Source organism: Rhodoferax fermentans (genome assembly GCF_002017865.1).
GTDB classification, from domain to species: domain Bacteria; phylum Pseudomonadota; class Gammaproteobacteria; order Burkholderiales; family Burkholderiaceae_C; genus Rhodoferax; species Rhodoferax fermentans.
This window is the reverse complement of the sequence record NZ_MTJN01000002.1, coordinates 142,419-165,867: the sequence shown is the minus strand read 5'-3', so window position 1 is coordinate 165,867 and position 23,449 is coordinate 142,419. Positions and strand designations below refer to the sequence as shown.

Annotated in this window: 21 protein-coding genes; 6 read left to right on the top strand and 15 right to left on the bottom strand. The window is 61.3% G+C overall.

Features of this window, described 5'->3' with window-relative positions; translation table 11 throughout:
- Window positions 1-61 precede the first annotated feature (61 nt).
- From RF819_RS00810 to RF819_RS00780, 7 genes are all read right to left on the bottom strand, one after another.
- Window positions 62-2,398, bottom strand: a complete 2,337-nt coding sequence (locus RF819_RS00810) for a TonB-dependent hemoglobin/transferrin/lactoferrin family receptor (protein ID WP_078363216.1) — start codon at window positions 2,396-2,398, stop codon at window positions 62-64.
- A gap of 128 nt (window positions 2,399-2,526) precedes the next feature.
- Complete coding sequence (locus tag RF819_RS00805) at window positions 2,527-3,231, bottom strand: Crp/Fnr family transcriptional regulator (RefSeq protein WP_078366702.1); 705 nt, start codon at window positions 3,229-3,231, stop codon at window positions 2,527-2,529.
- 88 nt (window positions 3,232-3,319) lie between these two features.
- Window positions 3,320-5,155, bottom strand: coding sequence for a nitric oxide reductase activation protein NorD (locus RF819_RS00800; protein ID WP_078363215.1), 1,836 nt, complete (start codon window positions 5,153-5,155; stop codon window positions 3,320-3,322).
- Entirely contained in the window at window positions 5,155-6,225 is a 1,071-nt protein-coding gene (locus tag RF819_RS00795) for a 4Fe-4S binding protein (RefSeq protein ID WP_078363214.1), read from the bottom strand. Before RF819_RS00795 ends, RF819_RS00800 begins: the two co-directional genes overlap by 1 nt.
- Window positions 6,215-7,003 carry a CbbQ/NirQ/NorQ/GpvN family protein gene (locus tag RF819_RS00790; RefSeq protein ID WP_078363213.1) on the bottom strand — a complete coding sequence of 263 codons (789 nt, stop codon included), beginning with the start codon at window positions 7,001-7,003 and terminating at the stop codon, window positions 6,215-6,217. The genes RF819_RS00795 and RF819_RS00790 overlap by 11 nt, the downstream gene beginning before the upstream one ends.
- Window positions 6,996-8,441, bottom strand: a complete 1,446-nt coding sequence (locus tag RF819_RS00785) for a cbb3-type cytochrome c oxidase subunit I (RefSeq protein WP_078363212.1) — start codon at window positions 8,439-8,441, stop codon at window positions 6,996-6,998. The genes RF819_RS00790 and RF819_RS00785 overlap by 8 nt, the downstream gene beginning before the upstream one ends.
- Window positions 8,442-8,478: 37 nt before the next feature.
- Entirely contained in the window at window positions 8,479-8,916 is a 438-nt protein-coding gene (locus RF819_RS00780) for a c-type cytochrome (protein ID WP_078363211.1), read from the bottom strand.
- A 206-nt stretch (window positions 8,917-9,122) separates the two neighbouring features.
- Between RF819_RS00780 and RF819_RS00775 the strand changes: the two genes are divergently transcribed.
- Genes RF819_RS00775 through RF819_RS00765 form a run of 3 tightly spaced genes read left to right on the top strand, consistent with a single transcriptional unit; the run spans window position 9,123 to window position 11,226 of the window.
- Window positions 9,123-10,331: an NnrS family protein gene (locus RF819_RS00775; RefSeq protein WP_078363210.1), complete on the top strand. Its 1,209-nt coding sequence runs from the start codon at window positions 9,123-9,125 to the stop codon at window positions 10,329-10,331.
- An 18-nt stretch (window positions 10,332-10,349) separates the two neighbouring features.
- Window positions 10,350-10,943, top strand: a complete 594-nt coding sequence (locus RF819_RS00770; RefSeq protein ID WP_078363209.1) for a cytochrome c oxidase subunit 3 family protein — start codon at window positions 10,350-10,352, stop codon at window positions 10,941-10,943.
- A gap of 13 nt (window positions 10,944-10,956) precedes the next feature.
- Window positions 10,957-11,226: a cytochrome C oxidase subunit IV family protein gene (locus tag RF819_RS00765; RefSeq protein ID WP_078363208.1), complete on the top strand. Its 270-nt coding sequence runs from the start codon at window positions 10,957-10,959 to the stop codon at window positions 11,224-11,226.
- A 10-nt stretch (window positions 11,227-11,236) separates the two neighbouring features.
- On the opposite strand, the gene RF819_RS00760 is transcribed toward RF819_RS00765, so the two are convergent.
- The 3 genes from RF819_RS00760 to RF819_RS00750 all read right to left on the bottom strand — a co-directional run bounded on the left by RF819_RS00760 (window position 11,237) and on the right by RF819_RS00750 (window position 13,192).
- Window positions 11,237-11,683: a hypothetical protein gene (locus RF819_RS00760; protein ID WP_078363207.1), complete on the bottom strand. Its 447-nt coding sequence runs from the start codon at window positions 11,681-11,683 to the stop codon at window positions 11,237-11,239.
- Window positions 11,684-11,776: 93 nt separating this feature from the next.
- A complete protein-coding gene (locus RF819_RS00755) occupies window positions 11,777-12,184 on the bottom strand; it encodes an energy transducer TonB (RefSeq protein ID WP_078363206.1) in 408 nt (135 codons plus the stop codon).
- Window positions 12,185-12,367: 183 nt separating this feature from the next.
- Window positions 12,368-13,192, bottom strand: a complete 825-nt coding sequence (locus RF819_RS00750) for an AraC family transcriptional regulator (RefSeq protein WP_078363205.1) — start codon at window positions 13,190-13,192, stop codon at window positions 12,368-12,370.
- Here RF819_RS00750 and RF819_RS00745 point away from each other — a divergent pair, their 5' ends adjacent.
- Window positions 13,193-14,233, top strand: a complete 1,041-nt coding sequence (locus RF819_RS00745; protein WP_200224240.1) for an NmrA family NAD(P)-binding protein — start codon at window positions 13,193-13,195, stop codon at window positions 14,231-14,233.
- A 68-nt stretch (window positions 14,234-14,301) separates the two neighbouring features.
- Here the strand turns inward: RF819_RS00745 and moeA are convergent, their stop codons facing one another.
- The 3 genes from moeA to moaA form a co-directional block, all read right to left on the bottom strand.
- The gene (gene moeA, locus RF819_RS00740) at window positions 14,302-15,639 is read right to left on the bottom strand and encodes a molybdopterin molybdotransferase MoeA (protein ID WP_078363204.1); all 1,338 of its coding nucleotides are present in this window, start codon (window positions 15,637-15,639) and stop codon (window positions 14,302-14,304) included.
- Entirely contained in the window at window positions 15,636-16,271 is a 636-nt protein-coding gene (mobA, locus tag RF819_RS00735) for a molybdenum cofactor guanylyltransferase MobA (protein ID WP_078363203.1), read from the bottom strand. Before mobA ends, moeA begins: the two co-directional genes overlap by 4 nt.
- Before the next feature lie 87 nt (window positions 16,272-16,358).
- Window positions 16,359-17,519: a GTP 3',8-cyclase MoaA gene (gene moaA / locus RF819_RS00730; RefSeq protein ID WP_078366700.1), complete on the bottom strand. Its 1,161-nt coding sequence runs from the start codon at window positions 17,517-17,519 to the stop codon at window positions 16,359-16,361.
- Window positions 17,520-17,817: 298 nt separating this feature from the next.
- Between moaA and RF819_RS21850 the strand changes: the two genes are divergently transcribed.
- Window positions 17,818-19,560, top strand: coding sequence for a methyl-accepting chemotaxis protein (locus RF819_RS21850; protein ID WP_078363202.1), 1,743 nt, complete (start codon window positions 17,818-17,820; stop codon window positions 19,558-19,560).
- A 7-nt stretch (window positions 19,561-19,567) separates the two neighbouring features.
- Here RF819_RS21850 and ybiB read toward each other — a convergent pair whose 3' ends face one another.
- Both ybiB and RF819_RS00715 read right to left on the bottom strand, forming a co-directional pair.
- Window positions 19,568-20,482: a DNA-binding protein YbiB gene (gene ybiB, locus RF819_RS00720; protein WP_078366699.1), complete on the bottom strand. Its 915-nt coding sequence runs from the start codon at window positions 20,480-20,482 to the stop codon at window positions 19,568-19,570.
- Between the two features lie 125 nt (window positions 20,483-20,607).
- Complete coding sequence (locus RF819_RS00715) at window positions 20,608-22,671, bottom strand: sodium-translocating pyrophosphatase (RefSeq protein WP_078363201.1); 2,064 nt, start codon at window positions 22,669-22,671, stop codon at window positions 20,608-20,610.
- Window positions 22,672-22,901: 230 nt separating this feature from the next.
- Here RF819_RS00715 and ppa point away from each other — a divergent pair, with 230 nt between their 5' ends.
- The gene (gene ppa, locus RF819_RS00710; protein ID WP_078363200.1) at window positions 22,902-23,441 is read left to right on the top strand and encodes an inorganic diphosphatase; all 540 of its coding nucleotides are present in this window, start codon (window positions 22,902-22,904) and stop codon (window positions 23,439-23,441) included.
- Window positions 23,442-23,449: the final 8 nt, after the last annotated feature.

Below are 23,449 nucleotides of genomic sequence, written 5' to 3'. Positions count from 1 at the left end.
CCTCTGTCTCAAAATAAATAGCTGCTAGCCCTTATTCCATAAGGGCTAGAGGCACTTTTTATTAAAAATCCACCAGCAAAGACAGGTTCAGATGCCGCCCAGGCTGGGTGTAGGCATCCACCACCAACGGCGTGGCGTTGCTGGCCAGACCCTGCACGTCTGACCAGTTCCAGTACTTTTTGTCGGTCAGGTTGACCACCGCCAGGTTCAGGCGCACCCCTTTGCGCGGGCGCCATTGGGTGTGCACGTCCAGCGTGGTCACGGCTGCGGGCAAAAATTGCCGCAGGGTGCTGGATTTGGGGATGAAGGCGCTGTCGATCTCGCTGGCCTTTTTGCCCGCCTGGTGCTGCACATCCAGCCCCCAATCCCACCGGGCTGCGCGGTAGGCCAGGCCCACCGTGAGTTTGGCCGGTTCGATGCTGTTGAGGGGCTGGCCCGTCACCTCGTTGGTGCCACGGGTGCGGCCATAGCTGAAGGGGATGCTCAGTTGTCCACCGCCGAAAACTCCCCAGTCGTAACGCCCACGGATTTCAAAGCCCTGGATGCTGGCCTTGTCGATGTTGATGGTCTGGAACAGGGTCGGGTTGCTGATGCTGGCAGCCAGGCCGTTGGCCGTGCCGAGGTCTTTTTTCTCCTGGATCAAATCATCAAAGTGGCTGGAGAAAACCGCCATATCCAAGGCCAACTGGTCCCACCGTCCCTTGATACCAACTTCCAGCGATCGGCTCTTTTCTGGTTTCAGGTCCGGGTTGGGTAACAACTTGGCGGTGGAGACCTCCAGCGTGCTGTTGAGCTGCTGCCCCTCGGGTGCACGAAAACCGGTGGCGTAGTTGCCGTACACCGACCACTGCGGTGTGGCCTTGAACATCAGGCCCAGCTTGGGTGACACCGCCGAGCCCGACAGGGACTTGCCCGGTGTGGCAGACGCCGTGGGGTAATAACCACTCTGGTTTCTGACGTCCAGCGCAAACTGGTCAAAGCGCAGACCCGGGGTGATGCTCCAGCGTTCGCTGAACCACTCACTTTGCAGGTAGATGGCTTGTGTGGTGTCGCGGGTGTCGGGGAAGTAGTGTTTGGGCACATAGGCGGTGATGGGTACGGGGTCGCGGCCATCAGCGAAGCTGGAGACATCGGTTTGCGATACATCCAGGCCATAACTGAGTTTGTGGCCCCAGTCACTCGACACCGCCCAGCTCTTCTCAACCTGCAGTGTGGCCTGCAGGCTCTGTTCGTCGTATGAGGTCTGGCGCTGGCGCAGGCCGTTGTTGGCCCACAGGGTGGCCAGCCGGGTCTGGCCGTCTTGCTGGGCACGGCTGTGTTGCCAGCTCAGCAGGCTGCTCACCCGGTCTGCCCAGGGCGAGTCCACCGTGTAGCGGGCGTTCCAGCTCAGGCGGCTGCGCGTCTGGTCCTGGCTGGCGGATTCCCCGGTCACGGCGGCGGCCACCGCTGCCGACTTTTGCGTAGCCGACAGAGCGTTGTAGCCCAGCGGCAAAGCCACCGGTGACTTGAGTGCACTTGACAACAGCGTCACATCGGCCTTTTTCTGCACCTGTTCCAGGGTCAGGCTGTGGCTCTGGCTGCTGCTGGGGCGCCACACCAGTTTGCCCAACAGGCTGGCGCTGTGGCTGTTTTGGGGGTTGGGTGTGGTGCGGTCCACGTTGGCAGCGTCGTTGCAGCCTTTGTTTTTCAACCCGCTGGCCTGGCCGACGCTGCTGGAGAGCAACCATTCGGCGTTGTCACCGGCACGGTGCGCCACGGTGGCGCCCAGAGTGCGGCCTTTGTCGTCCCCGCTGACACTGGCCCAGGCTTTGCCGCCGCTTGGACGCAAGCCTGCGTTGCCGTCTTGGAGCACGTCGGCCGGGGTCAGGCTGATGAAGTTGACCAGCCCGGCCAGGCCGTCCGAGCCATACAGCGCTGAACTGGGGCCGTGGATGATTTCCACCCGCTGCAGCACACCCAGGTCAACCGCGTCGCGGCCAAACGCGTTGCTGCCGTTGAGGTAACTGCGCGGCAGGCGCACACCGTCCACCAGCATCAGCACCCGGTTACCACCGAGTCCGCGGATGTTGAAGCCCGCGTTGGCATCGGCCCCAGTCGCGTTGCCTTTGCCGGTGACCGCATAACGCGCCGGTGCCCGTTTGACCGAGACATTGGGCAGGTTCCTGGCCAAGTCGCGGATGTCTTGCAGCTGGCCGTCTTCCAGGGTCTGCCGACCCAGCACGTCGAGTGAGGTCGGCAACTCTTCAACCGCTTGTTCGTAGCGGCTGGCGCTGACCACCACTTCGCGCAAGGTGGCGCTGGCACTGTCGGGGGCGGCCTGGGCCCAGGCCGCCAAAGGGCTGCAAACCACCAGAGAGACCAGCGAGCTCACCGGTGTGCGTTGGAAGGGGTGCGACATGACAAGCCAGCCTGAAGTGGAGACACAGGCAAGCGTAGTGAGGCCAGGGCTTGTCGTACATGAAGCAGATTAAGAAAAACCAGCCTGGCTGCCCATGGCGGCGCCGCTGCAGACGCGCCGAAGATGGCTTATTGCGAGCCGTAGCTGGCCAGACGCCGCACGTCTAGGATGCGGATCTCGCGTTTGTCGATCTCGATCAGACGCTCGGCTTCCAGCTCATGCAGGACCCGCGAGAAATACTCGGGGGTGAGTGACAGGCGGGAGGCGATGGTGGCTTTGCTCACAGGCAAAGAAACGGTCACAACCCCAGACTGTATCTGGCCATCCTGCTCTACATCCCGTAGCAAAAAACCGATCAGGCGCTGCATGCCGCTGCGCAGCGCATACCCTTCCACGTCGTGCACCAGGCCATGCAGGCGTTTGGAAATGCCCGCCAGCATGTGCAGCGAAAAACGGTGGTCCTGCTCAATCTCCTTGAACACCGCCTGTTTGCCCACACTGAGCAGCAAGCTGTCGGCCAGGGACTGCACATTGATCATGTAGGGGATGTCCAGAAACACAATGGCCTCGGCAAAACTCTGGCCTGGGCCCACAATTTCGATCACTTTTTCCTGGCCGCTGGGCGCCAGCATGAACAGCTTGACCTGACCGACCACCACCACATAAAAGGCGTCACACGGGTCACCGGTGCGAAACACCATCTCACCCCGGGCGAAGCGTTTGAGCTGGCAGCCCTCAGACAAGCGGGCACGTTCTTCGTTGGACAGGTCGCTGAACAGCGGCATGACCGCCAGGTAACGCTGGATGTCAAAAGTGGCGTTGTTGTTTTTCATAAGGTGTTTGTCTCGGGCAGCCCCATCGGGCGCTGCCGCTTGTGGGGTCATCATGGGGTTCGCCACCATACCACTGTGCTGTGTTGTTTCAGCGGCGCGACAGGTTAGCCCATGCTTGGGTGAGTTGTTTCACCAGGTCCTGCGGCCGGTGTACCAGCGCGTAACCTTGCTGGCCAAACAACATGGGCAGGTAGTCGTGGGCTTGCTCATCAATCGTGACGCAGAAGGTCGACAGGCCCAGTGCCTGCGCCTCGCGAATGGCCTGGCGCGTGTCTTCCAGACCGTAGCGGCCTTCGTACACATCCAGGTCATTGGGTTTGCCATCGGTCAGCAGCATCAACAGGCGGCGCTGTTCACCCCGGCCAGCCAGTTGTTGTGTGGCGTGGCGCACTGCGGCACCCATGCGGGTGTAAAAGCCGGGGCGGATCGCGCCAACGCGGGCGCGGCAGCTGTCGTTCCAGGGCTCACCAAAGGCTTTGAGGTGTTGCAGGCGTACATGGTTGCGCCGCACCGAGCTGAAACCCCAGACCGCAAACGGGTCGTCCACCGCGCTGAGCGCCTCACCAAACACGTACAAGGCGTCGCGGATCACATCAATCACCCGTTCGGTGGGGGTGGCGTAGGCGTCGGTGGAGAGTGACAGATCGGCCATCAGCAATGTGGCCAGGCTGCGTTCGCTCAACACCCGGCGGGTGTAGATCGGTGGTGAGTCGGTGTGCAAACCACCCGCGCCTTGTTGGTCGGCGTTAAAACGCACCCAGGCGTCCAGGTCGATGTCGTCACCGCTGTCCTGGCCGTGTTGCGGCCGGGGTGCATCGCGCAGGGTTTCGAGCTTGCGTCGGATGCGCCGTGCTGTGAGTTTGAGGGCGGGGCTGGGCACAAAAGCCGGTGCCTGGCGAGCCTGCATCACCTGCACCATGCAGTGCCCGGGCAGCAGGGCACTCTTGCGGTAGTCCCACTCGGGCAATGGCAAGCCCGACCCCAGCGGCACATCATCGGCACTGGCGCTGGGCAGGTCCAGGTCAAACCTGACGCGGCTGGCCAGGGTCTGGCCGTCCGGGGCGATGGTGAGTGCGTCCATGTCGTTGGCCGCGGTCAGGGTGTTGCCATCGTCCTCGTCATCGGTGCCCCGGTTGACCTTGACGTGTTCACTCCAGGTCATCAGGCCGCCGCTGTGAAACGGCAGCACCAGCGCCTGGCGTTTGTCCTGCTCCTCGGCGCGGCGGGTGCGTCGGCGTTGGGTTTCGGCGTTGGGGGTGGCTTTGGCCGGTGGGGTGGCGGGTGGCTGGTCCCGGGATGGCTTTGACCCCTGCGGCGTTCCAAAAGCGCTGAGCCACAACCACACCGGGGCCACGTCTTGTGGGTGGATGGTCACCGTTGTGTCGGGGTTGATCTGGCAATTCAAATGCGCCTGCACCAGCGCTTCGGCCTGTTGCGCCGGGCCGCGCAATGTGGCCAGTTTGGGCCGTTGTGCCAGATGTGTTTGCACTAAAAAATCATAGCGAAGGATGAAGCCTGGAAAAGCGCTCAAGGCCCTTTTTGTTGCGCGCTGGTTGTCACCCAGCCAGTCCTGGGTGTCCTCAAAAAATGCCGATACCAGGGCCAGCCAGAGGTACAGGTCGCGGTTCAGTGCGGTCGTCTCAAACACCGCCAGTTGTTCGGGCAGGGCCACTACATCGGGCTCCCACTGGGCCAAGGCGGCCCGTTGGCCGCTGCCAGACAGGCGCTGTAACCAGCCACGCTGGCCACCCACAAGCTGTTGACTGGCCTGGGTCAGCCGTGTGGCAGCGCCACCACCTGCGCTGCGAAACAGAATACCGATGGGTTTGCGCACCTGCGCCAAAGACACTGCGGCTTCTGGGTGCTCCACCCGGGCCAGCCGGGTGATGGCCTGGTGCCACCATTGACCCACCATTTCTTCCATCAGGGCTCCTGTTGACGGGTTTGGGCGCGTTGGCGCAAGGTTTCGCGCAGTGCGTCCGCGCCAATACGCCATTCCAGCGTGGGGCTGCGTTGCTGGGCGCCTTGGGAGGTTTCACAGGCATCCAGGCATTGGCCACATTGCACACACGAGAACATCATGCGTTTGATGTTGCGCGGGTTCAGCCGCATCGGGCAGGTGTTGTCGCAGGCGCTGCCACGTGGGGCCGCGCGCCGGGCCGCCCCAAGCAAGGCGTTCCCCTCGGGGGACGACCCCGGTACGGGGTCTAGGGGCTGTGTGCCACAAGTTTTGCACTCTTTGGCACGTTCGCGCTCAAAAGCCACGACCATCCCTTTGGGGTTGGCCATCCAAGCCAGGCTCTGGAAATAACCCACAGCGCAGCCAAAACGGCAAAACAGATGGCGGGCAAAGGCCAGCTCCAGGCTGATCAACAGCGTGGCCACACCCAGAAAACGCAGCTGGTTGGGTGTCAGGCAACCCTGCAGCAGGTTGCCCCAAATCACCGTGGGTGGCAACAGATAGGTCAGCAGGGTGATCGCCCAGACAAAACCCACCAGCCCACAGCTCAGGCCAAACAGCGGCCACCAATGCTTGTTGGGCCGCTGGCCAGCGCGGGGCGTGGCGCTGCTGTCCCACAGGCTGAGCTTGCCGCAGGCGCGCTGCAGCAAACCATTGAGCATCTCCACCATCGAAAAATGTGGGCACAACCAACCGCAGTACAGCCGCCCATAGCGGTAAGCAATCATGATAAAAATGGCCGCTAGCCCAAGTGCAGGAAGGAAAGCGCGCAACACTAGTTGTAGCGCTGCGGTGTTCGCGTCGATCTGGCCGTGCGCCAGGGCGTCGATGCCCAGCGACCAACGCACACCCAGAAACCAGAGTTGCGCTTCAGTCAGATCAAAACGCAGCAGGTTCAGCGCCGGGGCCAGCAAAAACAGCAGGAAAAAGCCGGTTTGTGTGATACGCCGCCAGTCCTGCCGACCCAGGCCGGAGCGGGCGGACGTCACTGGCTGGGCCAGCGTGGCAGCGGAGCGGGACCGCTCAGGCAGCATCACCAAACAAGGCCCGCATCACCTCGTCGAGTGCTTGCGCTGTTGTTGCGTCGTCGGTGAGGGCGTCCACAATGGCCGCGTGGCAGGCTTGGCGCATCGGCAGACCGCTTGCCACCAACCGCCCGGCCGACACCAGCAAACGGGTGCTGGCGGTTTCTTCCAGATCCTGGTCGCTCAGGCTGCGCAGGGCCTTGGCCAGTTGCACCAGTTGCTGCGCCTGGGTTTGGGGCAGGCCGGTTTCTGTCTGAACAATGGCCAGTTCCACCTCGGCATTCGGGTAACCCAGGCTCAGCGCCACAAAACGCTGGCGCGTGCTGGGTTTCAGACCCTTGAGCAGGTTCTGGTAACCCGGGTTGTAGGAAATCACCAGCATGAACTCGGGCGGCGCCTGCAGTTGTTCCCCCGTGCGCTCGATCGGCAGGATGCGCCGGTCGTCGGCCAGCGGGTGCAAGACCACGGTGGTGTCCTTGCGCGCCTCCACCACCTCGTCCAGATAACAGATCGCGCCCAATCGCACCGCACGTGCCAGCGGCCCGTCCGACCACTGGGTGCTGCCATTGCCAATCAGGAATCGGCCCACCAGGTCGGCCGCACTCAAATCGTCATGGCAGGACACGGTGACCAGCGGGCGCTGCAGGCGTGCCGCCATGTGCTCGACAAAGCGGGTTTTGCCACACCCGGTGGGGCCCTTGATCAGCAGCGGCAGCTGCTGACGCCAGGCGTGTTCAAACAGCCCACACTCGCTGCCCTGCTGGGCGTAAAACGGGATCTCAGACACGCTGTTGTGGCCTCAGTTGGAACAGGCCGGTGCTGCTTTGTTCCTCGCGGTCCTGGCTGCCCGGGGCTGCAAAAAAGCTATACAGATAGGTCAACAAACCGGCCAGGAAGCCCACGCCACCACCCACACGTAACCAGTAGAAGAAACGCAGCTGGTCTTGTGTGGCCATGAACGACATGGCCGAACCGTCGGTGGGCATACGTTGTAACCACACCTGCAGGATGCCCGCACCAGTGAGCGCCAGCACCATCAAGCCCATGCTGATGCTCATGATCCAGAACGACCACATCTCAAACGCCTGTGCGCGGCGGTTGTTGGCTTCAAAACCACGCAGCGTGGGCATGGCGTAGCTGATCATCGCAATCACCACCAGCACATAGGCGCCGTAAAACGCCAGGTGGCCGTGGGCCGCTGTGATCTGGCTGCCGTGGGTGTAGTAGTTGATCGCGCTCAGGGTGTGCATGAAACCCCACAGACCCGCACCGAGGAAACCCACCACCGAGCAGCCCACCGCCCACAGCAGAGCAGCCTGGTTGACGTGGTCACGGCGGCGGCGTTGCACCATGTTGAAGGCAAACACCGTCATCATGAAAAACGGAATCGGTTCCATGGCCGAGAAGATGCTGCCCACCCATTGCCAATAACCCGGCATACCGATGAAGAAGAAGTGGTGGCCGGTGCCCAGAATGCCGGTGATCAGCGCCATGGCAATGATCACATAGAGCCATTTGTCGATCACCTCACGGTCCACACCGGTGGTTTTGACCAGCACAAAAGCCAGCAGGGCGCCCAGAATCAGCTCCCAGGTGCCTTCCACCCACAGGTGCACCACAAACCACCAGTACATCTTGTCGCGCACCAGGTTGTCGGGGTTAACAAAGCTGAACAGGAACATCAGCGCCAGGCCCCACAGGCCCATCAGCAGCACCAACGAGATGCTGGTCTTGCGGCCTTTGAGCACGGTCATGGTGATGTTGAACAAAAAGGCCAGGCAGACCACCACAATGCCCACTTTGGTCGGTAAGGGCTGCTCCAGAAACTCGCGTCCCATGGTTTTGAGCAGCTCGTTGCCGGTCAGCTCGGCCAGCTTGGCATAAGGCACCGCCAGGTAGCCGACGATGGTCAGCGCACCAGCTGCCAGGAAGACCCAGAACAGGACCATCGCCAGTTTGGGGCTGTAGAGCTCGGTCTCGGACTCTTCGGGCACCAGGTAATAGGCTGAGCCCATAAAACCAAACAGCAACCAGACGATCAGCAGGTTGGTGTGCACCATACGCGCCTGGTTGAACGGGATGTACGGAAAGGCGAAGTCGCCAATCACGTACTGCAGCCCGAGCGTGATGCCAAAAATGATCTGGGCGGTGAACAGCACCAGTGCCGCAATGAAGTAGTACTTGGCGACGCCCTGCGACTTGTATTTGAGTGTGATAGCTTGCATGTGAGGGTTCCTAAAGTGTTCTGTTCTGCGTCACGTTTCAGCCTTCAATGTTGGGTGGCCATTTTTCGGTGTTGATCTCACCGGTCCAGCGCAGGAACTCGGTCAGGTCGTCCAGCTGTTCAGGTGTGAAGTTGAACTGCGGCATTTGCCGGCGCCCCTCAATGTGGGTGGGTTGGGAGGCGATCCAGGCTTTGATGAAGTCCGGCCCGCGGCGCTTGTAGACATTGCCCAGTTCGGGCGCAAAGTAGGCGCCTTCACCCAGCAAGGTGTGGCAGCCAATGCAGTTGCGTGTTTCCCACAGCTGTTTGCCACGCACCACCTGCTCGGTGAGTGCCTGGGCGTTGGAACGCTGGGGGATTTTGCGTTCACTGTCAAAGATCAGCCCTGCAAAAATGAAGATGAAAAACACCGACCCGCCATAAAACATGTTGCGGGCCATCTGCTTGGTAAAGCCGCTGGCTTTGGGTTGACTCATGCTGGAACGCTCCTAAAAAAAGTGACAGCCGGAGGTTAGGGGGCGCCCGCAGCGGTGTCCTTGAACCACTTCAAGAATTGATGCGAATCATGTTTTTTATGTTGACAGCATGGCTTCTTGAAGTAGTTCAAGGACAGCGTGCCAGGGCTTTCCCATAATGGGCTTTGATTGAACGACCCGCCCGGTGCCACCGGCATCCACACGCCATGATCAAGACAGTTTCCCTACCCATCTTTTCCAACGGTCAACCAACCACACCACCCCCCACAGGCTGGCCGCTGTTGCGACTGGGCTTTCGCCCGTTTTACTTGGGTGGAGCGTTGGTGGCGGCGTTGATGGTGCCGTTATGGCTGCTCTTGTTTTTGGGCAAACTCACGTTCACACCAGCGGTATCGCCTTTGTTGTGGCATGCCCACGAGATGTTGTTTGGATTTGCCACGGCAGTGGTGGTGGGTTTCCTGATGACGGCGGGCAAAAACTGGACCGGCCTGGACACCCCGCGTGGCCCGCTCTTGGGTGCGCTGGTGTTGCTGTGGCTGGCCGCGCGACTGGCTTCGCTGTTTGGCTCAGCTCTGGTCTATGCGGTGTTGGATGTGGCCCTGCTGCCGCTGGTGGCGCTGATTTTTGCCAGCCTGTTGTGGCGCGCCAAGAACGTCCGCAACATGCCTCTGGCCCTGGTGTTGCTGCTGCTGGCCACGGCCAACGGCCTGTTCCATCTGGCGGCCCTGGGTGTGCTGGACATCAACCCGATGACCACCTTGTACGCCGCACTGGCGTTGATCACGGTGATTGAAACCGTGATTGCCGGGCGCGTGGTGCCGATGTTCACCAAAAACGTGACGCCGGGCCTAACGCTGATGACCTCAGACTGGCGAGAACGGGTGACACTGGCGCTGACAGTGCTGGGTCTGGCCATGTGGGTGTTGCTGCCCGCCAACGCGGTCAGCGCTGTGGTGCTGGCACTAGCGGGAGTGGCTCAGGCGCTGCGGCTGTGGAGCTGGCGCCCGGGCGTGACGATGAACCGCCCCATTCTGTGGATCCTGCACCTGTCCTACGCCTGGATCGCTCTGGCCTTGGTGTTGCTGGCGCTGGCGCAGATGGGCTGGCTGCCTGCATCTGCCGGTGTACACGCCCTGGGGCTGGGCGCCACCGGTGGCCTGATCATCGGCATGGTGACCCGCACCGCACGTGGCCACACCGGGCGACCCATCATCGCCTCCAAACCCGAAGTGGCCATGTACGTGCTGGTGATGCTGGCCACTATGTGCCGGGTGCTGGCTTCGAGCCTGCTGATCCAGCACTACAGCCTGCTGCTGATGCTGGCGACCACGGCCTGGAGCCTGGCATTTGCGCTGTACCTGTGGGTGTTTACGCCTTGGCTGATGGCGACGCGGCTCGATGGCAAGGATGGCTGAATTTTGAATACTGCCCTGATGCCAGCACCAGCTGGAGTGGATGCACCTGAGCAGCAAGAGCCACGTCTGGTGGGCGACCTGGCGGTGTGGTTGATCATCCTGGCCGAGCTGCTGGCGTTTGGCATATTTTTCCTGTCGTATGCCTTTGCCCGCACGCGTGACGTGGCGCTGTTCAATACCTCCCAAAACACGCTGGATCTGAGTTTGGGGGGGATCAACACCGCGCTGCTCATCACCGGCAGTTGGTGTGTGGTGCGGTCCGTGCGCGCTGTCAAGGTGGATGCTCGCGCCGCAGGTGTGCGCTGGATGTTTGTTGCCCTGTTGTGCGGGGCAGCTTTTGTGGTGATCAAACTCACCGAGTACAACGCCAAATGGGACGCCGGGTTGGACCTGTCGACCAACACCTTCTACATGTTTTATTTTTTGATCACCGGCTTTCACTTTTTTCATGTGCTGGCCGCGATGGTGTTTCTGGGCATTCTGGCCGTCAGAACCGCGCAGGGACACTATGGCAGCCATGACCACCATGCCCTGGAGACGGGGGGCGCGTTTTGGCACATGGTGGATTTGTTATGGATCGTGTTGTTCCCGCTGATTTATGTCATGCGCTGACAGACAACAAACCATGCGTACACCCTCTGTCAACCTGATCTGGGTCCTGTTGCTGCTGGCGACGGCGGTCACTTATTGGCTGGGTGAGTTCGGCCAGGTGGGTGCGGGCCATCTGGGCCCGGTGTTGCTGATGTTTGCGCTGGCGGTGTTCAAGGGGCTGTGGGTGATCAACGACTTCATGGAATTACGCCACGCACCGGCTTTGTGGCGTCGACTTTTGACAGGCTGGCTGCTGCTTGTGACCGCACTGTGTGTGCTGGCGTACTGGTTGGCCAGGTCCTGAGCGCGGCCATTCACCGCGCGCGTGTACCAGCCCCCTCTGTTTGGCCAAGCAGCTTTTGCATGCTGGCAACAGCCAGTTGCAATCTCTTGGCCAGATCGGGATCGTTGCGAGACAAGGCGCCGTCGATCCCTGCGCGGGCTTTCTCCACGAAGTTGATGCGTGTGCTGTCTGTGGCCATGTCCACCGGCTGACCTGTTGCCACGTCAACCTTCATGGTCATCCCCAGAAAAGCCGAACTCTCGTCCAAAGACATGTTGCCGCTGCGGATTTGCCCATTCATCCAGTCAAACAGATCTTGGCGTGTCATGCTGGTGAAGTCGGCTTGTTTGGCGGAGGGGGTGTCAGCCTTTGCGGCTGCCAGCGCGGACGAAAACGCTGTGGCCTGGGTGTTTGTGGCTGTGGCTGCTTGCGCACGCTGTGTGGAGAACGTGGGATGTGAGTCGGTGCTGATCTTCATAAAACCTCCTTCTGTGATCGATGGGCTTGCAGCTAGCCTGGCCGCCGAGTCAAGCTTGCTGCTGGGATGTCTTGGCCCAGTGAACTCATTTACTTAACGCGGCGACCTGCCGAGCCGGGCTGGCACATGGATGGGTACAACCAGGGTCACCTCACTTGGCGTGCCGTCCAGCGTGTAGGGCTGGAATTGCATGACACGCATGGCATGTAACGACGCTTCGTCCAGGTCGGGGTTCCCGCAAGACGCCAGCAGCGCCGTTTTGGCCACCGTACCTTCGGCATTGATGTGGGCCTGCAGGATGGCCGGACCCGTGACCCGTCCCTTGGCCACCAGGCCAGGAACCTGGAGTTTGAAGTGGGTGAGCGGGCGAAGATCCTCAAACTTGACCACTGCGGTTGGCCAGGCTGGCCCGGCAGATTCTGCAGCTGCCGCAGTGCACGAGAGGCTCGTGAAGCTGAGCACGGTGGCCAGGCTAAGAAGTGGTTTTATGAAAGTAGGCATGAGGGACTCTTCCAATTTGGTACGCCAGGATATTACCTGCCGCCGTACATGCCCCGGCGTTGGGCGCCGCCGGTTTAGCGGATTTCGCCTATGGGTCGGCAACCGTCCGTCAGAAATCCAAAAAACCGCGATGGCAGCACACTGGGGCCGAATCGGCACAGTGATGGTGTCCAGTGACACCGCTTAGCTCACATGTCGCGATCTTCTGGCTGCGAAGTAGTGCGTTGGCGTTGTACCGAGCGCCTTCTTGAACATCACGATGAAGGCGGTGACAGACTCGTATCCCAGGTCGCTCGACACCCTCTGGACCGTCGCGCCGCTGGCGAGTTCGCGCAGCGCGATGACCAGATGCAGTTGCCGCCGCCACCGGCCGAAGCTCAGCCCGGTTTCCTGAACCATCAACCGCTTCAAGGATCGCTCACTCATGGCGATGTGCGTGGCCCATTCCCCAAGCGTACGTCGATCACCAGGATCTGCCGTCAGCGTAGCGGCGATAAGCGCGATCTTGGGGTGTTTGGACACGGGTAGCGCCAACCCGTCTTTGGGCATCATTGTCAGTTCGTCCAGCAAGACCCGCACGAGGCGGCCAACGTGATTGTCGGGCGCATAGTTGTCCGGCATATCTGCCAGGCGAAGGATCATCTCGCGCAGCATTGGCGACACCGACAGTGCACAGCATTCCTGCGGCATCGCCGCTGCGCCGGGTTCGACGAACAGGTAGGACAAGCGTGCGTTGGAGGTCACCTGGTTGCTGTGCGGCACGCCGCCTGGAATCCAGACCCCGCAGCCCAGCGGGACAATCCAGAGGCCTTGTGCCGTTGTGCAGGTAACGGCCCCGTGCAAGGCCAGGACAAGCTGTCCCTGCCGATGCTGGTGCAGTGGCCCCTCGGCGTCGTAGTCGCTGAAGTCCAGACGCAAGGCGATCGCCGGGCGATCTGAACGGTTTGAATCAAAGTTGACGTCGCAGGAACGCGGCTTTTTTGCAGATTGGCCCGATTTGGAGATCATATGGCATTATCTTCAAATTCAGAATGGCTGCAAATCGCTATCGTCGGTGGTTTCAACACCTTGATGGAGACTTTGATGCGAATTGCTGTCGTTGGCGCAACCGGAAGAATCGGTGCGAAACTCACCCGGACCCTGCTGGGTGCCGGGCACCAGGTAAGAGCCCTATCGCGGGGCGGTCCAGCCCTCGACGCACTGGTCGAGATCGGAGCGGAGCCGTTTCTGGGCAGCTTCGACACAGGCGCGGGACAACTCGACACATTTTTTCAGGATGCCGATGCCGCATTCCTGATGGTCAAGACCGACTGGAACAACATTGAAGGGCACTATCCGGTGGTTGCTCAGCGTTTTGTCGATGCGCTTCGCAATTCGCCGGTCAGGCTGGTTGTTAGCTTGTCCGCCATGGGGTCGGACGTGAAGGGCAAGACCGGCCATTTTGAAAGCTTTTATCACCTGGATCACAAGCTGAACGAGTTGAGCAACATCGACCTGGTGCATCTGCGTGCTGCCTGGTTCATGGAGAACACCTTGGCTTGGACCGGTTCAGTCGCCAAGTATGGCCGGATCGCGTGGTCCTGTACGCCAGATCTCAAGATGCCATGGGTGGCCACTGACGACATCGCTGATCTTGCCGCGAAGGAATTGAGCCATCCGACAGGCGAACACCGCGTCATCCGGGAGGTCGGCTCGCAGGACCTCACGATGCTAGAGGTGGCTGCGATCATCGGTGCGGAGATTGGCCGACCGGTGGACTATCGTTTCATCGACAGAACGCGCACCGATGTCCAAGCTGAGTATCTCAAGAGATTTGGGTCGCCGGAACATTGGCTTGATGACAGTCTGACATCTGACGCCTTGAACCATGGCGTGGTGCGTTTCCATGGTGACCATGATGTCCGTCCCCCGCTGCCCACCACCATGGAGGCGGTCATCAGAGACGTTTGGAAACCGCGATATCTGGAGGCCGTGGCCGATGGACAACAGCCCGAAACATTTCCAATGTGGTGCGCAAGGGATGAACTGGACTCGCGCCAAGCGCCATGAACCTGCTTGCGGCTGATCTCTCCACCCTTGTGGGTTGTCCTTGAGCAATGATAGGCCAGGACCTGGCCTCACATCACCCCGTCAAACATCATCACCTTGACCAGCTCACCGGCCTGGACCGTGCCCTGGTCGTGGGACAAGACGATCAGGCCGTTGGCGTGGGCCATGGAGCTGAGCACACCCGAACCCTGGTTGCCGGTGGTTCTGACCTGCAGGGTGCCGTCGGCTGCGGTGCTGACGATGCCGCGCTGGTACTCGGTACGACCGGGTTTTTTGGGAATGATCTCGCTGGCATGGGCCTGCAACAACGGTGGCGCCTCGGCTTGGCAACCCATCAAACGCAGCAGAGCAGGGCGCACAAAGGCCAGAAAACTCACCATGGCCGCCACCGGGTTGCCGGGCAGGCCAAACAGGATGGCTGAGTCCGTCGGACAACTTTTATTTTCATAGCTATCAGCCCTTTTGGTAAAAGGGCTAGAGGTCAATTTGTCTTTGAAGATCCGGCCCACCGCCAGCGGCCTGCCTGGGCGCATGGCGACGCGCCAGAAGGCCACCTCACCGAGCTGGGCCATGGTCTGTTTGGTGTGGTCGGCTTCACCCACACTGACGCCGCCGCTGGTGATGATGGCGTCGGCCTGGCTGGCGGCTTGTTCAAACGCGGCTTGTAATGCGGCCGGTTCGTCGCGTACCACACCCAGGTCGATCACCTCACACCCGAGTCGGGTCAGCAGGCCAAACAGGGTGTAGCGGTTGCTGTCGTACACCGCACCTGGGCGCGGTGGCTCACCCAGGCTCAGGATTTCGTTGCCGGTGGACAAGGTGGCCACCTTCAGGCGTCGATACACCGGCACACTTTGCAAGCCCAAACTGGCCACCAGCCCAATTGCAGCGGGTGTTAGTAGCTCACCTTTGTGTAGCGCAGGCTGGCCTTGTTGCAGGTCTTCACCCATCAGGCGGCAGTGGTCACCCGGGCGGACGGTGTGGGGCGGCAGGCAAATGTGGGTGTCCGTGCGGGTCACCAGCTCCTGCGGCACCACGGTGTCCAGGCCGGGCGGCATCATGGCGCCGGTCATGATCTGCAGGCATTCACCCGCTTGCACCTTGCCAGTCCAGGCCTGACCGGCCAGCACGCTTCCTACAATTTTTAGACTCAAGCCCTCTCCGGGCCTGAGCTGGCTGCCATCGAAAGCATAGCCGTCCATGGCCGAGTTGTTGTGTGGTGGCACGCTGATGGGCGAAATGATGTCTGCCGCCAGTACCCGCCCAAGCGCCTGGCACAGGCTCAGTTGCTGCACCTCGGTCACTGGTTGCACCAGCTGGGTCAAGAAGCTTGTCACGCTGTCGGCAGACATGTTGTGCGGGTTGTAGCCGACCAGTTCGGTTGTTATCTGGTCCAGTGTGTTCATGGGGTGTGGCGCTCTGCCTGCTGCAGTTCGGTTGGGGTGTTGGCGTTGAAAAAGGCCTGCGGGTCGTCACCGGCTTGGTCAAACGGCACCAACACGGTGTGGTGCTGCCCGGTCCAAGCGCCAACCTTGCGGCCACCGGCTTGGGTGAAGTGGGTCAGGCTATTTCGCAGCTCAGCACGCAGCAGGCAAAACACCGGTTGGGGGCGCAATGGCTGCTGACCGTTGTCATCAGCTACTGGTGCGCTGGCCATCGCGATGTCGGCCTGATGGGTTTCCAGCGCCGCAGCCAGTCGGCTGGCCAGGTCCAGCGGGAACATGGGCGTGTCGCAGGGCACAGTCAGCAGATAGGGCGTTGTGCAGTGCGTCAGCCCGGCCAGAAAACCCGCCAGTGGCCCGGCGAAGTTGGCCAAATCATCCGACACCACCGGAACCCCAAAGGCGGCGTAGGTGTTCAGATGGCGGTTGGCGTTGATCAACATGTGGCCGACACCGCCGCAGCTTTGCAGTCGCTGGAGCGTGTGCTGTACCAGCGGCACACCGTTGAAGGACAAAAGGCCTTTGTCCACGCCACCCATACGCATGCCGCGCCCGCCTGCCAGGATCAATGCAGTGATGTCCGAAGCGTCAATCATGTTTTTCCGCCGGGCCGCCCCAAGGAAAAATGCGGCCCCCTCGGGGGGCAGCGCAGTACACGCAGTGACAAACGTGGGGGCTCATGTTTATCCGCCGATGTAACTCATCTCGATCCGCTTGGTGCGCGTGCCGGTGTCTGGCGCCTGCATTTGGCGTTGTTCGGAGTAGTTGTCTTGCCGCCCCTGCCAGATGTGGCCGATGGCATGGGCCAGATCGGCGTCGCTGGCCTCGCCACGCAGCAGCTGGCGCAGGTCGTAACCTTTTTCGGCAAACAGGCACAGGTAGAGCTGGCCTTCGGTGGACAGGCGGGCGCGGTTGCAGTCGCCGCAGAACGCCTTGGTCACGCTGCTGATCAGACCAATTTCACCGAGAGCCGGGTCGTGGCGCCCCAGGGCGTCAGCATACCCCCAGCGCTCGGCGGTTTCGCCGGCTTGGTTCGGTTCCAACTGCACTAGCGGCAGCTCGGACTGGATCAGCCGCAGCACCTCAGCCGATGGCAAGACCTCGTCCATGCGCCAGCCGTTGGTGGCGCCCACGTCCATGTACTCTATAAACCGCAGCACCAGACCACTGCCTCGGAAATGTTTGGCCATCGGCAAAATCTGCTGCTCGTTGCTGCCGCGTTTGACCACCATGTTGATCTTGATCGGCCCGAGTCCTGCCGCCTGGGCAGCGTCGATGCCTGCCAGCACATCGGCCACCGGGAAGTCCACCTCGTTCATGCGGCGAAACACCGCGTCGTCGAGTGCGTCCAGGCTCACGGTGATGCGTTGCAGGCCAGCGGCCTTCAGTGCCTGGGCTTTGCGGGCCAGCAGGGCGCCATTGGTGGTCAGGGTGATGTCCAGTGGTGCACCTTCGGGGGTGCGCAGGCTGGCGAGTTGATCGATCAGGCGCTCCAGGTTCTTGCGCAGCAGGGGTTCACCGCCGGTGAGGCGAATCTTTTGTACCCCGTGCGCCACAAACTGGCGTGTCAGGCGGGTGATCTCCTCAAACGACAGCAGGGCTGAATGCGGCAGGTAGGGGTAGTTGGTATCGAAAATCTCCTTGGGCATGCAGTAGTTGCAGCGGAAATTGCAGCGGTCGGTCACGCTGATGCGCAGGTCACGCAACGGCCGACCACGCACGTCGGCCAATTGGCCGTTGGCAAGCAGGCGCTGCACACTGCGCAAGGTGGCTTCTGGCAGCGCCCAGGCTTGGGGCCGCAGGTCTTGCAGGGGGATCACGCGGTGCGTGTGGGGGGCTGACATCAGGGGCAGGCTGGGCAAGGTCAAGCGATGGGCCAACAGGGCAAAGAAGTCAATTCTGTCATGGACACCCGATCAGGGCAGAGCGCGCTGGAATCAGCATGCGAGCCATATGGCCGTTGAAGGCCAGGGGTGACTGGGCTTGCTGGCTTGCAAAAGCCGCCAAAACAGGCAAAGTTCGGGGGAATGCCGGATGGTCGTCACCTTTGCCGTGTGATAGTCTGGTGTGGCCTCGCCAGCATCGGCGCGTGTCAAATCACATGGGCCCCCATGCGGGCCCTTCGTTACAGGGAAGCATCGTATGAACACCTGGAAAATCTCCAAACGCCTGAACCTGATCATTGCCGTGTCGGTGGTGGTGATGCTGATTCTGGTGGCGATCAATTGGCTGGGCTTGAGCAAGCTGCATGATTTGCAAAACGAGTCCCAGAGGCGCGACCAGGAGGCGGGGCGATTGCTCTACGAGACCGGCCTGGGCGCACAGGCCTACCGCATTGTTGCCGACACCTTCATCAACCGCCAGTTTGACGATGCCGCCAAGAAGTGGCAGGCCATGTCCACCCGCATGGATGAGGCGCTGGCTTATTACGCCAAAGTGGCCGACACCGACCAGGAAAAGCAGTGGGCCAAAGAAGCACGCGCTGTCATGGATGAGTTGCGCAAGCTCTACACCGACAGCTTTTTGCCGATGGCCCAACGCGACGCACCGGTGAGTGAGCTGGCGGTGGTGGATGACCAGATTGACAAGTTGATCGACAAGTACGAGGGCCTGGTGAGCCAAGGTGTGGCCAGCTTGCAGGCCGAGTCGGTCGAGGCTGACGAGGCGTTTGAGGCCGGTGTAGCAGCCACACGCATGATCAGCATGGTGTCGGCTGCCTTGGGCGGTTTGGTTCTGGTGGTGTTGGCGATTCTGGTGTCGCGCAGCATCACCGGCCAGTTGGGCATGGAGCTCAATGACGCCATGCAAGCGGCCAAACAGGTGGCCGAAGGTGACTTGAGGCGACTGCCCGCGCTGGAGTCGGCCAGTGCCAACAGCCTGGCCGGTGCGCTGGAGACAATGATCAAAACCCTGGTGACCACGGTCAGCCGGGTACGCCAGGGCTCGGAGGCGGTGGCCATTGCCAGTGCCGAGATCGCCCAGGGCAACAACGACTTGTCGGCCCGCACCGAACAACAGGCCAGCTCGCTGGAGCAGACCGCTGCGTCGATGGAGCAGCTGGGCTCCACCGTCAAGCAAAACGCCGAAAGCGCCCACCAGGCCAACCAGCTGGCGCTGAATGCCAGCATCGTGGCTGCGCAAGGGGGTGAGGTGGTGGCCCAGGTGGTGGACACCATGAAAGGCATCAATGAGGCCTCACGCAAAATCGGTGACATCATCAGTGTGATCGACGGCATCGCCTTCCAGACCAACATCCTGGCTCTGAATGCCGCCGTCGAGGCTGCCAGAGCTGGTGAACAAGGCCGGGGTTTTGCTGTGGTCGCGAGTGAAGTGCGCAGCCTGGCCGGGCGCAGTGCCGAGGCCGCCAAGGAAATCAAGACCCTGATCAGCGCCAGCGTGACGCGGGTGGAGCAGGGCACCGAGCTGGTGGATCAGGCCGGTGAAACTATGACCGAGGTGGTCAGCTCGATCAAACGGGTGACCGAGATCATGGGTGAGATCAGTGCCGCCAGCAAGGAACAGTCGCTGGGGGTGAACCAGGTGGGTGAGGCGGTGTCCCACATGGACAAAACCACCCAGCAAAACGCCGCCTTGGTGGAGCAGATGGCGGCGGCAGCCAGCAGCCTCAAGTCCCAGGCACAAGACCTGGTGCAAACCGTGGCGGTGTTCCGGCTGGATGGCAGTACCGCTGTGCCAGCCGCAGTACATCACCCGGTGGCGACGCCCTCACAGCCGGCCAAGTTGCCGGGTACCAAGGCCGCCCCACGCCCTGCCACCACGGCCAAACCGGCCCCGTCATCGGCACCTACCAAACTGCTGGAGCAGGCGGTTGCCAAAGTGAAGGCACCCGCCAAGTCAGAAGATGGCGAGTGGGAAACTTTTTAGAGCCCTGTTAAGGTGATGTTCTGAGGCTGTGGCACAGCGCCACCAGGTGGGCCACCTGCCGGGTGATCGGCTCAGGCACCGGCACCTGCCCGGCCAATACCGCCTGAATCCATTGCGCCGTGGCCATGGGGTCGGGCGTGGGCAGGTCCGGCAAGGCAGCCAGTGCGCCAGTTTGTGCCTCTTGTACCTGGCGCGCATGGCCCCGGCAAATGGCCGTCATGGCCGGGCAGCGGCGGGCATCGGCCACCGGTTCTCCCTCGGTGCCACGCAGCAGCAGGGCGTTGGTCTGGGTGAGCTCCAGCGTGGCCGCCATTGACACCGCGTACTCCGGGTGGGTGTAACAACCCACCACCACGGCCGAGTCCGTGCACGGGTTCATCAGCTTGACCAGGCTGTGTGCGCTGTTGCGCAGGCCCACCACCTGGCGCACTTCCAGCAGGCGTTGCAGGCCGGGCAGCAGCAGGGCCGTCGGTACCCATTGCACCTGGCCAGGTACTGCAGTTTCAATAGCTGTCTGCCCTTGTATATCAAGGGATTCAAGCACTTTTTGTGCGGAAATGCGGCCAGGTTCGGTGGCGCAACCGTGCACCACCACCGCCAGGCCTTCACGCGCCAGCAGCAGCGCCAACAAAGGGGTGAGCACCGGCAGCTTGCGTGCACCGTTGTAGCTGGGCAGCACCACGGTGGGTACACCGTGATTGGGAATGGGGTGCAAACGCTGGTTCACCGCGTCCAGAAACCCGGCCATCTCCAGCGGGGTTTCGCCCTTGATGCGCATCGCCAGCACAAAGGCGCCGAGCTCCAGGTCGCTGACCGAACCGTCCAACACCTGGCCCATCAGGTCGCTTGCTTGCGTGCGGTTCAGTGCGCGCGCGCCTTCTTTGCCGCGGCCAATGTCTTTGATGTAGTGGGTGATGCTCATGGGTGAGGAGATGAAAAAGTCACAAAAAATGGCGGCAGTGCGGTGCAAGCGTGTGATTGTCGTCAAAACCGCCCACAAAAAAACCCGCACAAGGCGGGTTTTTGGAAGGCGGGCCGTTGAACCGATCAACCGCCGTGGATTTTCATCATCACCGGCACAATCAGCAGCGCCACGATGTTGATGATCTTGATCAGCGGGTTCACAGCCGGACCTGCGGTGTCTTTGTAGGGGTCGCCCACGGTGTCGCCGGTCACGGCCGCTTTGTGGGTCTCAGAACCCTTGCCACCAAAATGGCCGTCTTCGATGTACTTCTTGGCGTTGTCCCAGGCGCCGCCACCGGTACACATCGAGATCGCCACAAACAGGCCGGTCACGATGGTGCCCATCAGCAAACCACCCAAAGCCGCCGGGCCCAGCACCAAGCCAACCAAAATCGGCGCCACCACCGGCAGCAGCGACGGGATCATCATTTCCTTGATCGCTGCGGTGGTCAGCATGTCGACCGCACGGCCATATTCCGGCTTGGCAGTACCTTCCATGATGCCCTTGATTTCACGGAACTGGCGACGCACTTCGACCACCACGCTGCCCGCAGCGCGGCCCACCGCTTCCATCGCCATGGCGCCAAACAGGTAGGGAATCAAACCACCGATGAACAGGCCGATGATGACCATCGGGTCGCTCAGATCGAATGTGATGTGTTTGCCATACACGTCCAGCTTGTGGGTGTAGTCGGCAAACAGCACCAGCGCGGCCAAACCGGCTGAACCAATCGCGTAACCTTTGGTCACCGCCTTGGTGGTGTTGCCCACGGCGTCCAGCGGGTCGGTGATGTCACGCACGCTGGCGGGCATCTCGCTCATTTCGGCAATACCACCGGCGTTGTCGGTGATCGGGCCGTAGGCGTCCAGCGCCACGATGATGCCAGCCATGCTGAGCATGGAGGTGGCCGCAATCGCAATGCCGTACAGGCCAGCCAGGGCGTAAGCAGAATAAATACCGGCACAAACAAACAACACCGGCCAGGCGGTAGAGCGCATCGACACACCCAGACCGGCAATGATGTTGGTGCCATGGCCCGTGGTAGAGGCTTCGGCAATGTGCTGCACCGGTTTGTACTGGGTGCCGGTGTAGTACTCGGTGATCCAGACCAGCACACCGGTCAGCACCAGGCCCACGGTGCAGGCGCCAAACAGGCTGCCTGCGCCAATGACGCGGCCATCGGCCAGCGTCAGCGCTTGCGGGAACAGGCTTTGGGTCACAAAGTAAAACGCCACCAGCGACAGACCACCGGCGACAGCCAGGCCCTTGTACAGGGCTGGCATCACGTTTTTCATGCCAGGTGAGGCCTTGACAAAGAAGCAACCGATGATGGATGCCACGATCGACACCGCGCCGAGGGCCAGCGGGTACAACACCGCGTTGGGGCCGGCGCCGGTGATCAGCAGGGCACCCAGCACCATGGTGGCGATCAGCGTCACCGCGTAGGTTTCAAACAGGTCAGCGGCCATACCGGCGCAGTCACCCACGTTGTCACCGACGTTGTCGGCAATCACCGCCGGGTTGCGCGGGTCATCTTCGGGGATGCCGGCCTCGACCTTGCCCACCAGATCAGCGCCCACGTCAGCACCCTTGGTGAAGATACCGCCGCCCAAGCGGGCAAAAATCGAGATCAGCGAGGAGCCGAAGGCAAATCCGATCAGCGGGTTGAGCTTGGCTGCGGTGGCCACGCCGTCCGGCACCAGGAACCAGTAAAAACCGGTCACGCCCAGCAGACCCAAGCCCACCACCAGCATGCCGGTGATGGCGCCGCCACGGAAAGCCACGTCCAGTGCCGGGCCAATGCCCTTGGTGGCGGCCTGGGCGGTACGCACATTGGCGCGCACCGACACATTCATACCGATGAAACCGCAAGCGCCTGAGAGCACCGCACCCACCACAAAACCGACTGCACTCAAGGGGTCCAGAAACACACCAATCAGCACAGCGAGCACCACGCCGACCATGGCGATGGTTTTGTACTGACGGGCCAGGTAGGCTGCCGCACCGGTTTGGATGGCAGCTGCAATGTCTTGCATACGCTGGTTGCCAGCGTCTTGGGAGAGGATCCAGCTACGGGCCCAGAAGCCATAGCCGACGGCGATCAAGCCGCAGATAAGCGCCAGAATCAGCGCAGAGTTGCCTGTCATGTGAGAAATCTCCTGAAGTTGCTTCGCGAGGGAGTGGTGCAACGCAATCGGCACCACCGCTGCGTTGCTTCCTCGCCTCCGCGCACCCGTGAGGTGACTGCAGGGACGGTTGGCCAACGGGCAGACTGTAACGCCAAAAATGCTGCTGTTGGGCCGCTTGAAAGGGGCTAGTCAGTAAAATCAGACTTAATCTCAGATGTTCTTGATTTAAACCAAACCGTGCCCAAACCATGTCATTAAATACCGTTACCCCCGGCTCGAAAGTCCCTGAAGAGTTCAACGTCATCATCGAGATTCCGATGAACGCCGACCCGGTCAAGTACGAGGTGGACCACGAAACGCACGCGATTTATGTCGACCGTTTCATGAGCACGGCCATGCATTACCCCACCAACTACGGTTATGTGCCGCAAACCATCAGCGGTGACGGTGACCCGGTGGATGTGCTGGTGGTCACGCCCGTGCCCTTGATCCCGGGGGTGGTGGTGACCTGCCGTGCCGTCGGCATCCTGAAGATGGAAGACGAAGCCGGTATGGATGGCAAGGTGCTGGCGGTGCCGATCGACAAGATTCTGTCGCTCTACAGCCGCTGGAAAAAGCCGGAAGACTTGCAACCCTTGCGCCTGAAGACCATTGCCCACTTTTTTGAACACTACAAAGATCTGGAAGACGGCAAATGGGTCAAGATCCTGGGTTGGGAAGGCCCCGAAGCCGCTCACCAGGAAATTCTGGAAGGCATTGAAAACTTCAAGAACTTCAAGAAAAAGTAAGCCATTTA

Excerpts from the sequence above, each read along its gene's own strand:
- RF819_RS00810 (WP_078363216.1), bottom strand. The coding sequence starts at position 2,398 with ATGTCGCACCCCTTCCAACGCACACCGGTGAGCTCGCTGGTCTCTCTG.
- RF819_RS00805 (WP_078366702.1), bottom strand. The coding sequence starts at position 3,231 with ATGAAAAACAACAACGCCACTTTTGACATCCAGCGTTACCTGGCGGTC.
- RF819_RS00800 (WP_078363215.1), bottom strand. The coding sequence starts at position 5,155 with ATGGAAGAAATGGTGGGTCAATGGTGGCACCAGGCCATCACCCGGCTG.
- RF819_RS00795 (WP_078363214.1), bottom strand. The coding sequence starts at position 6,225 with ATGCTGCCTGAGCGGTCCCGCTCCGCTGCCACGCTGGCCCAGCCAGTG.
- RF819_RS00785 (WP_078363212.1), bottom strand. The coding sequence starts at position 8,441 with ATGCAAGCTATCACACTCAAATACAAGTCGCAGGGCGTCGCCAAGTAC.
- RF819_RS00780 (WP_078363211.1), bottom strand. The coding sequence starts at position 8,916 with ATGAGTCAACCCAAAGCCAGCGGCTTTACCAAGCAGATGGCCCGCAAC.
- RF819_RS00775 (WP_078363210.1), top strand. The coding sequence starts at position 9,123 with ATGATCAAGACAGTTTCCCTACCCATCTTTTCCAACGGTCAACCAACC.
- RF819_RS00770 (WP_078363209.1), top strand. The coding sequence starts at position 10,350 with ATGCCAGCACCAGCTGGAGTGGATGCACCTGAGCAGCAAGAGCCACGT.
- RF819_RS00765 (WP_078363208.1), top strand. The coding sequence starts at position 10,957 with ATGCGTACACCCTCTGTCAACCTGATCTGGGTCCTGTTGCTGCTGGCG.
- RF819_RS00760 (WP_078363207.1), bottom strand. The coding sequence starts at position 11,683 with ATGAAGATCAGCACCGACTCACATCCCACGTTCTCCACACAGCGTGCG.
- RF819_RS00755 (WP_078363206.1), bottom strand. The coding sequence starts at position 12,184 with ATGCCTACTTTCATAAAACCACTTCTTAGCCTGGCCACCGTGCTCAGC.
- RF819_RS00750 (WP_078363205.1), bottom strand. The coding sequence starts at position 13,192 with ATGATCTCCAAATCGGGCCAATCTGCAAAAAAGCCGCGTTCCTGCGAC.
- RF819_RS00745 (WP_200224240.1), top strand. The coding sequence starts at position 13,193 with ATGGCATTATCTTCAAATTCAGAATGGCTGCAAATCGCTATCGTCGGT.
- moeA (WP_078363204.1), bottom strand. The coding sequence starts at position 15,639 with ATGAACACACTGGACCAGATAACAACCGAACTGGTCGGCTACAACCCG.
- mobA (WP_078363203.1), bottom strand. The coding sequence starts at position 16,271 with ATGATTGACGCTTCGGACATCACTGCATTGATCCTGGCAGGCGGGCGC.
- moaA (WP_078366700.1), bottom strand. The coding sequence starts at position 17,519 with ATGTCAGCCCCCCACACGCACCGCGTGATCCCCCTGCAAGACCTGCGG.
- RF819_RS21850 (WP_078363202.1), top strand. The coding sequence starts at position 17,818 with ATGAACACCTGGAAAATCTCCAAACGCCTGAACCTGATCATTGCCGTG.
- ybiB (WP_078366699.1), bottom strand. The coding sequence starts at position 20,482 with ATGAGCATCACCCACTACATCAAAGACATTGGCCGCGGCAAAGAAGGC.
- RF819_RS00715 (WP_078363201.1), bottom strand. The coding sequence starts at position 22,671 with ATGACAGGCAACTCTGCGCTGATTCTGGCGCTTATCTGCGGCTTGATC.
- ppa (WP_078363200.1), top strand. The coding sequence starts at position 22,902 with ATGTCATTAAATACCGTTACCCCCGGCTCGAAAGTCCCTGAAGAGTTC.